This is a genomic window from Streptomyces sp. NBC_00316, from assembly GCF_036158715.1.
GTDB lineage: Bacteria > Actinomycetota > Actinomycetes > Streptomycetales > Streptomycetaceae > Streptomyces.
This window is the reverse complement of record NZ_CP108023.1, coordinates 5,591,208-5,604,431: the sequence shown is the minus strand read 5'-3', so window position 1 is coordinate 5,604,431 and position 13,224 is coordinate 5,591,208. Positions and strand designations below refer to the sequence as shown.

The 13,224-nt window shown below is 68.5% G+C and carries 14 protein-coding genes; 4 read left to right on the top strand and 10 right to left on the bottom strand.

Annotated features, from left to right (window positions below; translation table 11 throughout):
* Window positions 1-101: 101 nt before the first annotated feature.
* Complete coding sequence (locus OG878_RS24935) at window positions 102-1,349, top strand: PTS transporter subunit EIIC (protein ID WP_328888829.1); 1,248 nt, start codon at window positions 102-104, stop codon at window positions 1,347-1,349.
* A gap of 74 nt (window positions 1,350-1,423) precedes the next feature.
* Here the strand turns inward: OG878_RS24935 and OG878_RS24930 are convergent, their stop codons facing one another.
* On the bottom strand, window positions 1,424-2,176 hold the full coding sequence (locus OG878_RS24930) for an MBL fold metallo-hydrolase (protein WP_328888828.1): 753 nt from the start codon (window positions 2,174-2,176) through the stop codon (window positions 1,424-1,426).
* A 184-nt stretch (window positions 2,177-2,360) separates the two neighbouring features.
* Between OG878_RS24930 and OG878_RS24925 the strand changes: the two genes are divergently transcribed.
* On the top strand, window positions 2,361-2,840 hold the full coding sequence (locus OG878_RS24925) for a type II toxin-antitoxin system PemK/MazF family toxin (protein WP_328888827.1): 480 nt from the start codon (window positions 2,361-2,363) through the stop codon (window positions 2,838-2,840).
* A 114-nt stretch (window positions 2,841-2,954) separates the two neighbouring features.
* Here OG878_RS24925 and OG878_RS24920 read toward each other — a convergent pair whose 3' ends face one another.
* The 7 genes from OG878_RS24920 to clpS all read right to left on the bottom strand — a co-directional run bounded on the left by OG878_RS24920 (window position 2,955) and on the right by clpS (window position 7,786).
* Complete coding sequence (locus tag OG878_RS24920; RefSeq protein WP_277326414.1) at window positions 2,955-3,905, bottom strand: PLP-dependent cysteine synthase family protein; 951 nt, start codon at window positions 3,903-3,905, stop codon at window positions 2,955-2,957.
* The gene (locus OG878_RS24915) at window positions 3,905-4,183 is read right to left on the bottom strand and encodes a MoaD/ThiS family protein (protein ID WP_328888826.1); all 279 of its coding nucleotides are present in this window, start codon (window positions 4,181-4,183) and stop codon (window positions 3,905-3,907) included. Before OG878_RS24915 ends, OG878_RS24920 begins: the two co-directional genes overlap by 1 nt.
* A gap of 100 nt (window positions 4,184-4,283) precedes the next feature.
* Window positions 4,284-4,409, bottom strand: coding sequence for a putative leader peptide (locus OG878_RS24910; protein WP_328888825.1), 126 nt, complete (start codon window positions 4,407-4,409; stop codon window positions 4,284-4,286).
* 136 nt (window positions 4,410-4,545) lie between these two features.
* Entirely contained in the window at window positions 4,546-4,977 is a 432-nt protein-coding gene (locus tag OG878_RS24905) for a M67 family metallopeptidase (protein ID WP_328888824.1), read from the bottom strand.
* 89 nt (window positions 4,978-5,066) lie between these two features.
* Window positions 5,067-6,500, bottom strand: a complete 1,434-nt coding sequence (locus OG878_RS24900) for an amino acid permease (RefSeq protein ID WP_328888823.1) — start codon at window positions 6,498-6,500, stop codon at window positions 5,067-5,069.
* Window positions 6,501-6,831: 331 nt separating this feature from the next.
* Window positions 6,832-7,413, bottom strand: coding sequence for a DUF2017 domain-containing protein (locus OG878_RS24895; protein WP_328888822.1), 582 nt, complete (start codon window positions 7,411-7,413; stop codon window positions 6,832-6,834).
* 58 nt (window positions 7,414-7,471) lie between these two features.
* Window positions 7,472-7,786 carry an ATP-dependent Clp protease adapter ClpS gene (clpS, locus tag OG878_RS24890; RefSeq protein ID WP_277326426.1) on the bottom strand — a complete coding sequence of 105 codons (315 nt, stop codon included), beginning with the start codon at window positions 7,784-7,786 and terminating at the stop codon, window positions 7,472-7,474.
* A gap of 79 nt (window positions 7,787-7,865) precedes the next feature.
* Between clpS and OG878_RS24885 the strand changes: the two genes are divergently transcribed.
* Window positions 7,866-9,194: a nicotinate phosphoribosyltransferase gene (locus OG878_RS24885; RefSeq protein ID WP_328888821.1), complete on the top strand. Its 1,329-nt coding sequence runs from the start codon at window positions 7,866-7,868 to the stop codon at window positions 9,192-9,194.
* A 156-nt stretch (window positions 9,195-9,350) separates the two neighbouring features.
* Window positions 9,351-9,935 carry an isochorismatase family protein gene (locus tag OG878_RS24880; protein WP_328888820.1) on the top strand — a complete coding sequence of 195 codons (585 nt, stop codon included), beginning with the start codon at window positions 9,351-9,353 and terminating at the stop codon, window positions 9,933-9,935.
* Between the two features lie 143 nt (window positions 9,936-10,078).
* Here OG878_RS24880 and OG878_RS24875 read toward each other — a convergent pair whose 3' ends face one another.
* Window positions 10,079-10,468, bottom strand: coding sequence for a hypothetical protein (locus tag OG878_RS24875; RefSeq protein ID WP_328888819.1), 390 nt, complete (start codon window positions 10,466-10,468; stop codon window positions 10,079-10,081).
* Between the two features lie 124 nt (window positions 10,469-10,592).
* A complete protein-coding gene (locus tag OG878_RS24870; protein ID WP_328888818.1) occupies window positions 10,593-12,992 on the bottom strand; it encodes an immune inhibitor A domain-containing protein in 2,400 nt (799 codons plus the stop codon).
* Window positions 12,993-13,224 lie beyond the last annotated feature (232 nt).

Below are 13,224 nucleotides of genomic sequence, written 5' to 3'. Positions count from 1 at the left end.
ACTGAGTGGTCCAGACCACGTGGCGCCCGTCACGTTTCTAGAGTCGCCGCCCCCGAAAAAATCCCTGTACCTGGCGGCGCCTTGCCTACTGGAGGAAGTTGATGACCACGGCCACCGCCTCGGCGGCCCCCGCAAAGAAGCGGGGCTCCGGCCTGTTCCAGGGCCTGCAGAAGGTGGGACGCAGCCTTCAGCTGCCGATCGCCGTACTGCCGGCCGCGGGCATTCTGCTCCGACTCGGGCAGGCGGACATCCACGACAAGCTCAACCTGCCTGACAAGGTCACAGCAGTGTTCGCCACCGCCGGTGGTGCGATCTTCGACAACCTGCCGATGCTGTTCTGCATCGGTGTCGCGATCGGCTTCGCCAAGAAGGCGGACGGCTCCACAGCCCTCGCGGCCCTCGTCGGCTACCTGGTCTACAGCAACGTACTGAAGGCCTTCCCGGTCACCGAGGCCAAGGTCCAGAACGGCGCGGACATAGCCGCGACCTACAACAACCCCGGCGTGCTCGGTGGCATCGTCATGGGCCTCCTCGCCGCCGTGCTGTGGCAGAGGTTCCACCGCAAGAGGCTCGTCGACTGGCTCGGCTTCTTCAACGGCCGCCGGCTCGTCCCGATCATCATGGCCTTCGTCGGCACCGTCATGGGCGTCTTCTTCGGTCTGGTCTGGGAGCCGATCGGCGAGGTCATCTCCAACTTCGGCGAGTGGATGACCGGTCTCGGCGCCGTGGGCGCCGGTCTGTTCGGTCTGATCAACCGCGCGCTGATCCCGGTCGGCATGCACCAGTTCGTGAACACCGTCTCCTGGTTCCAGATCGGCGACTTCACCAACTCCGCAGGCGCGGTCGTCCACGGTGACCTCAACCGCTTCTTCGCGGGTGACCCCGGCGCCGGACAGTTCATGTCGGGCTTCTTCCCGATCATGATGTTCGGCCTCCCGGCGGCCGCGATCGCCATCGCGCACTCCGCCCGCCCCGAGCGCCGCAAGGCCGTGATGGGCATGATGGTCTCGCTCGCACTCACGTCCTTCGTGACGGGTGTGACCGAGCCGATCGAGTTCTCGTTCATGTTCATCGCCCCGGTGCTGTACGCGATCCACGCGGCCCTCACCGCCCTGTCCATGGCGGTGACCTGGGCGTTCGGCGTGCACGCCGGCTTCACGTTCTCGGCGGGCGCGATCGACTACGGCCTGAACTGGAACCTGGCGACCAAGCCCTGGATGATCATCCCGATCGGCCTGGTCTTCGCGGCGATCTACTACGTGGTCTTCCGCTTCGCGATCACCAAGTTCAACCTCCCCACCCCGGGCCGTGAGCCCGAGGAGGAGATCGAGGACCTGACGAAGGCGTAAGCCTGAACCGCACCAACGCAGGAGCCCCCGCCTTCCGATGGGAAGGCGGGGGCTCCGTCGTACGTACGCAGGGCCTAGATCTCGTAGACCGCGCCCGGAACCGCCAGCTCCGCCGGGCCGCCGTAGACCGTACGGGCGTCCGCCAGATTGCGGTTCGCGTCCGTCCACGGTGGGATGTGGGTCAGGACGAGCCGGCCCACCTTCGCGCGCGCGGCGAGCTCACCCGCTTCACGGCCGTTGAGGTGGAGGTCCGGAATGTCCTCCTTGCCGTGGATGAACGACGCTTCGCAGAGGAACAGGTCTGTGCCCTCGGCCAATTCGTCCAGCGCCTCACAGGTTCCGGTGTCGCTGGAGTACGTCAGCGAGCGGCCGTCGTGCTCGACGCGGATGCCGAAGGTGTCGACGGGGTGGCAGACCTTCTCCGTACGGACCGAGAACGGGCCGATGTCGAACGAGCCGGACTTCAGCGTGTGGAAGTCGAAGACCTCGCTCATCGCCCGGTCGGACGGGGTGTCGCCGTGCGCGGCCGTCAGCCGCTGCTCGGTGCCGTCGGGGCCGTAGACCGGAATGGGCGCCGGGCGTCCACCGTCGTGCCGGTAGTAGCGCACGACGAAGTACGCACACATGTCGATGCAGTGATCGGCATGGAGATGGCTGAGGAAGATGGCGTCCAGGTCGTAGAGGCCGATGTGGCGCTGCAGCTCGCCGAGGGCGCCGTTGCCCATGTCGAGGAGCAGCCGGAAGCCGTCGGCCTCTACGAGGTAGCTCGAGCATGCCGAACCCGCGGACGGGAACGAGCCGGAGCAGCCGACGACGGTGAGCTTCATGGAGCGTGAACCTCCGAGACGTGGGAACGGGGAGGGTTCGTGCGATTTGTTGAGCGTAAGGGGCTACACACCCGGTCGCTCCTCCAGGGCCTGCCGTTGTGGGCGAACTCACCTGCTCTGTCACCGGTTCGATGGAAGCGGGTGCGAAGGGCGGGACGGCTGATGCGCCGGTACGGTCGAGTGCATGGACATGTCCTGGTGGCCGGCGTTCGGCGCGGTCGTACTGCTTGCTCTCCTTACGGCGATAGCCGACGGACGGGGCCGGGCCGGAGGCAGCAACCGGCGTCCGGGCGGCCGCCCGCGTGGCCGCACGCGCCCGCCGGGGAGGACGGAGGGGCCCGGGGGCGGGCAGGGGCGGGCGCCGAGGCCGGGCGAGATCTGGTGGGCCGAGGTCCCGTACGAGGACAGGCCCGGGTCGAAGGACCGGCCCTGCCTGGTGCTGTCGGTACGAGGTGATGCGGCGCGCATCGCGAAGATCACCAGCAGGCATCGCGAGGATCGGCCGGGAGTGATCGCGCTGCCGCCGGGCGCGGTGGGCGATGCGCGGGGACGCGCGAGCTTCCTGGAGACGGACGAGCTGCGGGAGGTGTCGGTGCGGGGGTTCCGGCGGCGGGTGGGGACGGTGGACGCGACGGTGTGGGAGCGGGTGCGCGGGTCCGGGTGACGGGGTCCGGTGCCGCCCGGCTCCTCCTGCCCCCGGACGGAAAAAGTCCTCGGTCGTCGGGTGGGCCGGACTTCCGGCCCACCCGACGACCGAGGACGGTGCGCAGAAGGGCGGCTACGCCCAGAGCTGGCCGTGCAGCGTCTCGATGGCGGCTTCCGTGGTCGGGGCCGTGTAGACGCCCGTCGACAGGTACTTCCAGCCGCCGTCCGCGACGACGAAGACGATGTCGGCCGGCTCTCCGGCCTTGACCGCCTTGGCACCGACGCCGATGGCCGCGTGGAGTGCCGCGCCGGTGGAGACGCCCGCGAAGATCCCCTCCTGCTGGAGGAGTTCGCGGGTGCGGGTGACGGCGTCGGCGGAGCCGACGGAGAAGCGGGTGGTGAGGACCGAGGCGTCGTAGAGCTCGGGGACGAAGCCCTCGTCGAGGTTACGGAGCCCGTAGACCAGGTCGTCGTAGCGCGGCTCGGCGGCGACGATCTTGACGTCCGGCTTGTGCTCGCGCAGGAAGCGGCCGACGCCCATCAGCGTGCCGGTGGTACCGAGGCCCGCCACGAAGTGGGTGATGGAGGGCAGGTCGGCGAGGATCTCCGGGCCGGTGGTGGCGTAGTGGGCGCCCGCGTTGTCCGGGTTGCCGTACTGGTAGAGCATCACCCAGTCGGGGTGCTCGGCGGCCAGTTCCTTGGCGACGCGGACGGCCGTGTTGGAGCCGCCGGCCGCCGGGGAGGAGATGATCTCGGCGCCCCACATGGCCAGCAGGTCGCGCCGTTCCTGCGAGGTGTTCTCCGGCATGACGCAGACGATGCGGTAGCCCTTGAGCTTGGCCGCCATGGCGAGCGAGATGCCGGTGTTGCCGCTGGTGGGTTCCAGGATGGTGCAGCCGGGGGTCAACCGGCCGTCCTTCTCGGCCTGTTCGACCATGTGGAGCGCGGGGCGGTCCTTGATCGAGCCGGTGGGGTTGCGGTCCTCCAGCTTGGCCCAGATGCGGACGTCGTCCGACGGCGACAGCCGGGGCAGGCGGACCAGCGGGGTGTTGCCCACCGCGGCGAGCGGGCTGTCGTACCGCATCAGTTCATGCCGCCGGCGACGGCCGGGAGGATGGTGACGCTGTCGCCGTCGCTGAGCTTGGTCGAGATGCCGTCGAGGAAGCGGACGTCCTCGTCGTTGAGGTAGACGTTCACGAAGCGACGGAGCTGGTCGCCGTCGACGATGCGCTCACGGATGCCGGCGTAACGGCCGTCGAGGTCCGTGAAGAGGTCGGCGAGGGTCTGTCCGTTGCCCTCGACGGCCTTGGCGCCGTCGGTGTAGGTGCGGAGGATGGTGGGGATGCGGACCTCGATGGCCATGGCGTGGGCTCCTGTCGAAAGCGGAGAGGTGGCGTGGGGCGCGCGGCTCTGCCCCCGCGCAGGGGTTGGTGCTGGACGGCGCTGCGGGCCGCGGCCGGGCTCAGGCCGTGCGGCCGGCGGGGCGACGGCTCGTACAGATCGCGCTGGACAGCCTGCACAGGTCGACGTGCAGCCGCGCCACGAGCAGCATGCCCGGCGTCTTGTCGCTCACGTCATGGGGAACCATGGGCTCATCGTATCGATTCCCGGCCCGGAAGCCGGTATGTGATCTCACGTGGTGGATGGTGACCGTTCGCCTGGTGGACATCGGCGGGCGGGAGGGGTACCGGGAGGCGCGGCCCCTCCCCCGTGCCCGCGGGTGGTCAGGCGGGTTCGTACGCCTCGACGACCTCGACGTCCTCCTCGGTGATCACGCCGTCGACGATACGGAACGAGCGGAACTGGAAGGGGCCCGCGTCGTCAGTGTCGGCGGTGGAGACGAGCACGTAGTGGGCGCCGGGCTCGTTGGCGTAGGTGATGTCCGTGCGCGAGGGGTAGGCCTCGGTCGCGGTGTGCGAGTGGTAGACGATCACCGGCTCCTCGTCGCGGTCGTCCATCTCGCGGTACAGCTTCAGCAGGTCCGCGGAGTCGAACTCGTAGAACGTGGGCGAGCGGGCGGCGTTGAGCATCGGGATGAAGCGTTCGGCGCGGCCGGTTCCGGCCGGGCCCGCGACCACGCCGCACGCCTCGTCGGGGTGGTCCGCGCGGGAGTGCGCGACGATCTGGTCGTACAGCGCCTGGGTGAGGGTCAGCATGGCGCCAGGATAAGCAGAGGGCCCCCGCGACTCCGAGGAGTGGTACGCGAGGGCCCGCATGCTGGACAGAGGGTGCCGGGGTCGCCGGATCAGCTCTTGGCGAAGGCCTTGTTCTCGGGGTTGCGGGCCTTGAGCACCAGGTACGAGACACCGAGGATCAGGGCCCAGAGCGGGGCGCAGTACAGCGAGATCCTGGCGTCCTTGTCGACGGCCATCATGACGATGACCATGCCGATGAAGGCGAGCGCGAAGACGCTGGTGTACGGGGCTCCGGGGGCCCGGAAGGCGGACTGCGGAAGCACGCCGCGGTCGGCCAGGAAGCGGTAGCGGATCTGGCAGACGAGGATCATGATCCAGGCCCACATGCCGGAGATGGTGGCGAAGGAGACGACGTAGGTGAAGGCGTCGCCGGGCCACTGGTAGTTGATCCACACGCCGACGAGCATGAGCGCGGCGGAGAAGGTGGTGCCGACGAGCGGGGTGCCGCTCTTGGTCAGCTTGGTGAAGAACTGCGGGCCCTGGCCGTTGAGCGCGAGGTCGCGCAGCATGCGTCCGGTGGAGTACATGCCGGAGTTGCAGGAGGAGAGGGCCGCGGTCAGCACGACGAAGTTGACGATGCCCGCGCCGATGCCGAGGCCCATCTTCTGGAAGGCGGCGACGAACGGGGAGATGCCGGGCTCGAACTCGGTCCACGGGACGACCGAGAGGATCATGATCAGCGCGCCGACGTAGAAGACGGCGATGCGCCACGGCACGGTGTTGATGGCCTTGGGCAGGACGGTCTTCGGGTCCTTGGACTCGCCTGCGGTGACGCCGACGAGCTCGACGGCGAGGAAGGCGAACATCACGATCTGCAGGGTCATGAGGGTGCCGCCGATGCCGTGCGGGAAGAAGCCGCCGTCGGACCAGAGGTGGGTCACGCTGGCGGTGTCCCCGGCGTCGGAGAAGCCCAGCGTGAGAATTCCGGCGCAGATGAGGATCATGCCGACGATGGCCGTGACCTTGACCATCGAGAACCAGAACTCGAGTTCACCGAAGAGCTTCACGGAGATCAGGTTCACGCCGTACAGAATGATGGTGAAGATCAGTGCGGAAACCCATTGGGCGATGTCGAACCAGTACGTCATGTACTGAGCCGCTGCGGTGACTTCGGTGATTCCGGTGACGACCCAGAAGAGCCAGTAGGTCCAGCCGGTGACAAAGCCCGCGAAGGGCCCGACGAATTCGCGCGCGTACTCCGAGAAGGAGCCCGAGACCGGGCGGTACATGAGGAGTTCGCCCAGGGCCCGCATGATGAAGAAGATCACCAGGCCCGCAATGGCATAGGCCAGGATCAGGCTGGGGCCCGCTTTGGCGATGGCCTTGCCCGCGCCGAGGAAGAGGCCGGTGCCGATGGCCCCGCCGATCGCGATCATCTGGATCTGACGGGCGCCGAGGGCGCGCTGGTATCCCTCGCCCGAGGTGACCGCGTCGGTTGCGGCCGGACGGCCGTCTTGTCCCTTGTCGACCTTCGCCGATGTCATGGTGATGCGCCTTTCTCCACGCCGATCCGCGCGTGCAGGCTGCGGATCAGGTCCTGATCCCCCCGGATATGGATGGAGTGCGACCGGCGGTCCGCCGGCTGTAGCGCCCTCGGGAACAGGGGTGGCGTCCCCGAGTGGTCGTGAAGATTTATCACGGGCCCAGGGGTGAGCCATCGGACATTATGTGGCGCATGCCACAGGAAAAAGCGGACAAGGGGTTTCTGTTTGCCGCAAAAAAGGCCGTTCAGGTGACGGGATCGTTATTCGGATTTGAGCGTTCGTTGAGCGAACACGCGGCGACGGCGGAGCTCGCCGGAGCCTTCTGCGCCGACTACGGCATCAGGGTCTCGACGAGCGTTTCCTGGAGCGCGCCCAGCCAGAGATAGGCCATGACCATGGGCTTGCGCGGGTCGCTGTCGGGCAGCCGGTAGAGCGATCCCTCGCCGCCCTCGTCCTCGTCGGAGACCTCCAGGCGGGTGCCGATGGTCAGCCGGAGGTCGTTGAGGGCGCCGAGCCAGTTGCGGCACTCGTCGGCGGTGAGCGTGAGGGTTCCACCGTCCTCCCCGGCCGGGACCGCGTCCAGGGTGCGCACGACGGTGAGGGCGTCGTCGCGCTTGCGGGTGCGCAGGTCGTTCTCGGTGTACCTGCGGAACTCGGCGGACGCGGCACGCAGTTCGCTGTCGTCGTCGCCGTAGGCCTCCGGGAAGAGCCGGGCCAGGGCCGGGTCGGCAGGCGGTTCGCTGGGCCCTTCGGCGAAGAGGGCGGCGAGCGGGTCCTCGCCCTCGGCCGGTTCGTCGCCGGGGCCGATCAGCTCCAGCAGCTGGACGGCGAGGGAGCGCAGGATCGCGATCTCCACCTCGTCGAGCGCGACGGCCGCGCCGCCGCCGGGGGTGGCCTCGAAGTGGCCGGCCATGGGTTTTCTCCGATGGTGGGTCGGGCGGGGCAGTGGACAGGTGGACGGGCCGGGCGTGTCAGTTGCGGTCCTGCGTGAGGGTGGCCCAGAGCCCGTAGCCGTGCATGGCCTGGACGTCGCGTTCCATCTCCTCACGGCTGCCGCTGGAGACGACGGCACGACCCTTGTGGTGCACGTCGAGCATGAGCTTGTGGGCCTTGTCCTTGGAGTAGCCGAAGTAGGCCTGGAAGACATAGGTCACGTAGCTCATGAGGTTGACCGGGTCGTTGTGGACCAACGTCACCCAGGGCACATCGGGCTCGGGAACGACGACGTTCTCCTCGGCCGATTCCGGACGCTCGATCTCTACGGGGGCGACGCTCACGCACCCCATGCTGCCACCCGGGAGGGGGCACCGCACAAACGGACCCGAGATCTCGTCACTCTGACGAAATAGGGGTAGCATCCACGGCATGAACTCTGCGGACCTTGGGCGACGGGTCGGTGTGCCGTCGACCGCGCTCTTCACCGACCAGTACGAGCTCACGATGGTGCAGGCCGCACTGAAGGCCGGTACCGCCGACCGGCACTCGGTCTTCGAGGCATTCACCCGCCGGCTCCCCGAGGGGCGCCGCTACGGGGTCGTCGCCGGCATCGGGCGGGTACAGGACGCGGTGGAGAACTTCCACTTCGACGACGAGATGCTCGCCTTCCTGCGCGCGCAGGACATCGTCGACGGACCGACGCTCGACTGGCTGGCCGACTTCCGCTTCAGCGGCGACATCTGGGGCTATCCGGAGGGCGAGGTGTACTTCCCCGGCTCGCCGATCCTGCGGGTCGAGGGCTCCTTCGCCGAGTGCGTGCTGCTGGAGACGGTGATCCTCTCGATCCTCAACCACGACTCGGCGATCGCCGCGGCGGCGTCCCGGATGTCGGTGGCCGCGGGCGGGCGCAGGCTGATCGAGATGGGTGCACGCCGCACCCATGAACTGTCCGCGGTGGCGTCGGCGCGCGCCGCGTACATCGGCGGCTTCGACACGACGTCCGATCTGGCGGCGGGGTTCCGCTACAACATCCCGACGGTCGGCACGAGCGCACACGCGTTCACCCTGCTGCACGACTGCGAGCGCGACGCGTTCCGGGCGCAGGTCGACTCGCTGGGCCGGGGCACGACGCTGCTGGTCGACACGTACGACGTCGCGGAGGCGGTCCGCACGGCGGTCGAGGTGGCCGGGACCGAGCTGGGGGCGGTGCGGATCGACTCCGGGGACCTGCTGCTGGTCGCCCACCGGGTACGGCAGCAGCTCGACGAGCTGGGGGCCGCGGAGACCAAGATCGTGGTGACGTCGGACCTGGACGAGTACGCGATCGCCTCGCTGGCCGCGGCGCCGGTCGACGCCTACGGCGTCGGCACGCAGCTCGTGACCGGCAGCGGGCAGCCGACCTGCTCGATGGTCTACAAACTGGTCGCCCGGGCGACCTCCGCCGATCCTGCGGAACCGCTGCAGCCGGTGGCGAAGAAGTCGCTGGGGGCGAAGTCCTCGGTGGGAGGCCGCAAGTGGGCCGCACGGCGGCTGGACGAGGACGGGGTGGCCGAGGCCGAGGTGATCGGCACGGGCCCGGTGCCGGACGAGCTGGCCGACCGGCAGCTGCTGGTCGAGCTGGTCAGAAGCGGTGAGGTGGTCGCCCGCGAGCCGCTGGACGTGGCCCGGGATCGGCATATCGCCGCGCGCCGGGGGCTGCCGCTGTCGGCCATGCAGCTGTCCAGGGGAGAGCCGGTGATTCCCACGGAGTACGTGTGAACGGAGGGTGGCAGGGAAGGCGTGAACGCCAATAGCAGCGATACGCCCCCTCCCGCAAGGCGGCCGCAGTCTCTAGGCTCGATTCCAGCCCCTCCGTGACCGTTCCGCCTCCTTCCGCTCCCCGCTCGTCCGCTCCCCCATCGAAGGACACCCGCCATGCATCGCGCGTTGATCGTCGTGGACGTTCAGAACGACTTCTGCGAGGGCGGCAGCCTCGCGGTGGCGGGGGGCGCCGATGTCGCCGCCGCCATCACCGACCTGATCGGCGAGGCCCAGGCCGGTTACCGCCATGTGGTGGCGACCCGGGACCACCATGTCGACGCGGGTGACCACTTCTCCGCGCAGCCGGACTTCGAGCGCACCTGGCCGGCGCACTGTGTCGCCGGCACGGAGGGGGTGGGCTTCCACCCGAACTTCGCCCCGGCGGTCGCCTCCGGGGCGATCGACGCGGTGTTCGACAAGGGGGCGTACGCAGCGGCGTACAGCGGCTTCGAGGGCCTCGACGAGAACGGGGTGGGGCTGGCCCGGTGGCTGCAGGACCGCGGTGTGACGGAGGTCGACGTGGTCGGCATCGCCACGGACCACTGCGTGCGGGCGACGGCGCTGGACGCGGTGCGGGAGGGGTTCACGACGCATGTGCTGCTGGACCTGACGGCGGGTGTCTCCGCGGGGACCACGGGGCGGGCGCTGGAGGAGCTCCGCGACGCAGGGGTGGAGCTCTCCGGCAAGCCGGTGGTGTAGGCGGGGGATGGTTGCCGGGGTCGCCCGCGGCCGCTGTGCCGTCGAGCTCGCCCGGGCCCCGAAGCCGTGCTGGGCCCCTCGACGGACCGGATGTGCCGGCGTGGCGCCCGCATGTGCAGGCCGTGATCGCCCGGGGCCGATACTCAGGCGCCGGACGGTCCGGACGCTGCCGGTGTGACGCCCGGGTGTGCAGGGCGGGCCTGGATGTGCGCGGCGCTTCGGGGCGGCGACAGCAGCGTTCTTATCGGGTGCCAGAGTTCCTGGGCCCGCTCCGGTCTGGCCCGCCACAGGAGGCCGTCGGGGTGGTGCAGGACCGCGGTGATCTCGTCGGGGGTGGGGGGTTCCGCGTTGCCGCGGAGGTAGACCGCCCGCAGGCCCAGGTTGCGCAGGCGCGTCAGGGCACGGGCCCGGTTGGCCGCATGGACCAGGACGCGGACCGGCGCACCCGGACCTGTCCCGTCCGCCGGGCCGGTCAGCGTGATCGCGACCACCACACTGCCGTTCGGCAGCTTGCTGAATCCTCCGCCTGCCATGCTCCGCGCTCCCCCATGAGACATCGTGTCAATAAGAATGCGAACAAGAGGCACCTAAACACGATCGGCCGCCGCCCGCTAGAGGGCGACGGCCGATCATCTTCTGACCTGCGGTGATGCGAGATTATCGGTGCGAAGCGCCGACCTTGACCGTGATCGTCGAGCCGCTGAGCGGCTCGCTGACGATCGTGATCCGCGTGTTGGTGTCAGCGACCTTCACGCTTCCGGTCTCGTTCTCCTTGTACCAGTAGGTGCCCTTGTGGTCGTCGAAGACCGGGACACCCAGCTGCGGCTTGATCTTGACCGCCACGTCGGCCTTGTGCAGCGTGAAGCCGTCGGTCGGCCACCAGCTGAACGGCGCGTCGAAGGGCTGGATCTTGTTGCGGATGACGGTGCCGTCGGCCCACTTCAGCGGCTTGGCGTGCGCGTCGATCGGCAGGATCAGGCCCTTGCCCGGGTGGGCGGAGACGTTGTTGTCCTTCTGGGAGGTGTCCCAGAGCCAGATCAGCAGACCGTTCTGGTACGGGTAGTGCTCGACCCAGTCAGGACGGGTCGTGGAGAAGCCGAAGTTGTACGGGCCGACCTTGAGGGTCTGGTCGTACGAGACGTACTGGCGGTTCTCCGCGAGGTAGTACTGCGGGTACTCCTTGGTGAACGACGCGCCGACCCGCGAGAAGCCCTTGGCCGTCCAGCCGTTGTCGTCACCCTCGGCGTTGTCCGAGAAGAGCGCGGCGCCATCGGCGTTGACCGCGATGGTGTCGGCCGCGAAGCCCACACCGCCCGCGCCGCCGTCGGTGGTGTAGCGGAACCGGATGTCGATCTTCTTGCCCGCGTAGGCGTTCAGCGAGTACGAGAGCTTCTGGTACTTGCCGGAGACGTCGGTCAGGGCCGGCTTGTCACTGGCGTCGCGCGGGATCGCCTTGCCGTCGGCCGTGCCGTCGATCGCGGTCCAGCTCGTGCCGCCGTTCTCCGACACCTCGGTGTAGAGGTAGTCGTAGTCCTTCTCGATGTCCCACCAGCCCGAGAGGTCCAGGGACGCCGTGGACTTGCCGGTCAGATCGACCGAACGGGACAGGGTGTTGTTGAGGTTGTCACCCATGTCGCTCCACCACTGCTTGGAGCCCTCGGCGGGCGTCGTGACAGCGGTGGTGACAGCCTTGTCGGGCAGCGTGACGACGAGCGCCTGCTTGTCGTTGGTGTTGTACTCCGAGACACCCAGCTTGTGGACCGAGTCCGTCGCGGCCTTGGCCGAGGCGTAGTTGAGCCAGCCCAGCTGCAGCTTGTCCCAGGCGGTCATGTCGCCGGGCATGTCACCGATGGCGTTCTTACCGGTGCCGAGCCAGGAGCCGGCCGACATCAGGGACCAGAAACCGACCGAGTTCTCGGCGGTGTTGGTGGTGTCGTAGAGGTCCGGCAGACCGAGGTCGTGGCCGTACTCGTGGGCGAAGACGCCCAGACCGCCGTTCTCGGGCTGCGCGGTGTAGTCACCGACCCAGATGCCGGTGTCACCGATCTGCGTACCGCCGGCCTTGTTGTCGGCCGGACCGGTCGCGCCGGCGTTGGTGCCGTACGCGTACCAGCGGTGCGCCCAGATCGCGTTCGCGCCCTCGAAGCCGCCACCGGCGGACTCGTCCTCACCGGCGTGGACGATCTGGAAGTGGTCGATGTAACCGTCGGGCTCGTTGAAGTTGCCGTCGTTGTCGAAGTCGTAACGGTCCCACTGGTCGTACTGAGCCAGATCCGCCTTGATCTGCTCCTGCGTACGGCCCTTGGCCTGCTGGTCGGCGGCCCAGGCGTTCACGCCGTCCCGGATCATGTCCCAGGAGTTGGCGCAGTTGGACGAACCGCAGTAGTTGGAGCCGTAACGGGCCTCGTTGTACGGGACCTTGACCCAGTCCGAGACCTCGCCGTCGACCGAGTAGCGCCCGGAGGACGTCTTCTCGTAGTACGTCTTCAGCGAGTTCTTCCCGGTGCCCTCACCGAAGTAGAGGTCCTGGAAGTGGGCCTGGTTGTAGTCGGCCTGCCAGGCGGTGCTGTTGTCCTTCGCCGGGTCCGGCTTGGCGATCGTGTTGTGCAGGGGGCCCGGCGTGCCGCCGTACTTCTTGACGGGCGGCTTGGGGCCGTCACCGTCGGGGTCGAACATGGTGGTGTTGTCGACCTGGTCGCCGAACTCCACCAGAACCGTGAAGATCTTGTCCGTCTTCTCACGGCCGAGTTCGACGTACTTCTTGTCGTCGAGCTTGACGACCTTGGAACCGTCGCGCGTCGTCACCTTCTTGTCGCCCGCGATGACCTGCTCCAGGGCGGCCTGACGCTGCGCGTCCTGCTGCTTGCTGTAGGGGCCCTCCAGGTCGTGCGCGTTGCCCTTGCCCGACCCCGGATCACGGCGGTCGACGATGGAGCTTCCCGCGCCCGACGACTTCGCGTCGGCCTGGGCGGTGGCGAAGGCCGACGCCGTCGCGGCTGTCGCGGCCATGGCCACGACAACCGCTGTGGCGCGAAACGCCCGTCTCTTAGTGGTCACTTGATGCTGTCCTCCCCGGCGTCCGCGGCTGCAGCCTCGGGAGTATGGAGGGGCCGCACGCGGATACGCATCACAAGTGACGACATTCGACCGGAGTTACGGGAGAAAAGACAGACCTTGACTTGAACAGGCCAAGTGCATTATGTGTAAGCCACATTCCGGTATCCGAACGACCGCCGGACAGCCGCACGGCGCGCCGCAGGCCCCCTTTGGAGCGGCGGATGACTCAGTG

Coding starts and splice junctions, on each gene's coding strand:
- OG878_RS24935 (WP_328888829.1), top strand. CDS start 102: ATGACCACGGCCACCGCCTCGGCGGCCCCCGCAAAGAAGCGGGGCTCC.
- OG878_RS24930 (WP_328888828.1), bottom strand. CDS start 2,176: ATGAAGCTCACCGTCGTCGGCTGCTCCGGCTCGTTCCCGTCCGCGGGT.
- OG878_RS24925 (WP_328888827.1), top strand. CDS start 2,361: ATGGACATGTCCTGGTGGCCGGCGTTCGGCGCGGTCGTACTGCTTGCT.
- OG878_RS24920 (WP_277326414.1), bottom strand. CDS start 3,905: ATGCGGTACGACAGCCCGCTCGCCGCGGTGGGCAACACCCCGCTGGTC.
- OG878_RS24915 (WP_328888826.1), bottom strand. CDS start 4,183: ATGGCCATCGAGGTCCGCATCCCCACCATCCTCCGCACCTACACCGAC.
- OG878_RS24910 (WP_328888825.1), bottom strand. CDS start 4,409: ATGGTTCCCCATGACGTGAGCGACAAGACGCCGGGCATGCTGCTCGTG.
- OG878_RS24905 (WP_328888824.1), bottom strand. CDS start 4,977: ATGCTGACCCTCACCCAGGCGCTGTACGACCAGATCGTCGCGCACTCC.
- OG878_RS24900 (WP_328888823.1), bottom strand. CDS start 6,500: ATGACATCGGCGAAGGTCGACAAGGGACAAGACGGCCGTCCGGCCGCA.
- OG878_RS24895 (WP_328888822.1), bottom strand. CDS start 7,413: ATGGCCGGCCACTTCGAGGCCACCCCCGGCGGCGGCGCGGCCGTCGCG.
- clpS (WP_277326426.1), bottom strand. CDS start 7,786: ATGGGGTGCGTGAGCGTCGCCCCCGTAGAGATCGAGCGTCCGGAATCG.
- OG878_RS24885 (WP_328888821.1), top strand. CDS start 7,866: ATGAACTCTGCGGACCTTGGGCGACGGGTCGGTGTGCCGTCGACCGCG.
- OG878_RS24880 (WP_328888820.1), top strand. CDS start 9,351: ATGCATCGCGCGTTGATCGTCGTGGACGTTCAGAACGACTTCTGCGAG.
- OG878_RS24875 (WP_328888819.1), bottom strand. CDS start 10,468: ATGGCAGGCGGAGGATTCAGCAAGCTGCCGAACGGCAGTGTGGTGGTC.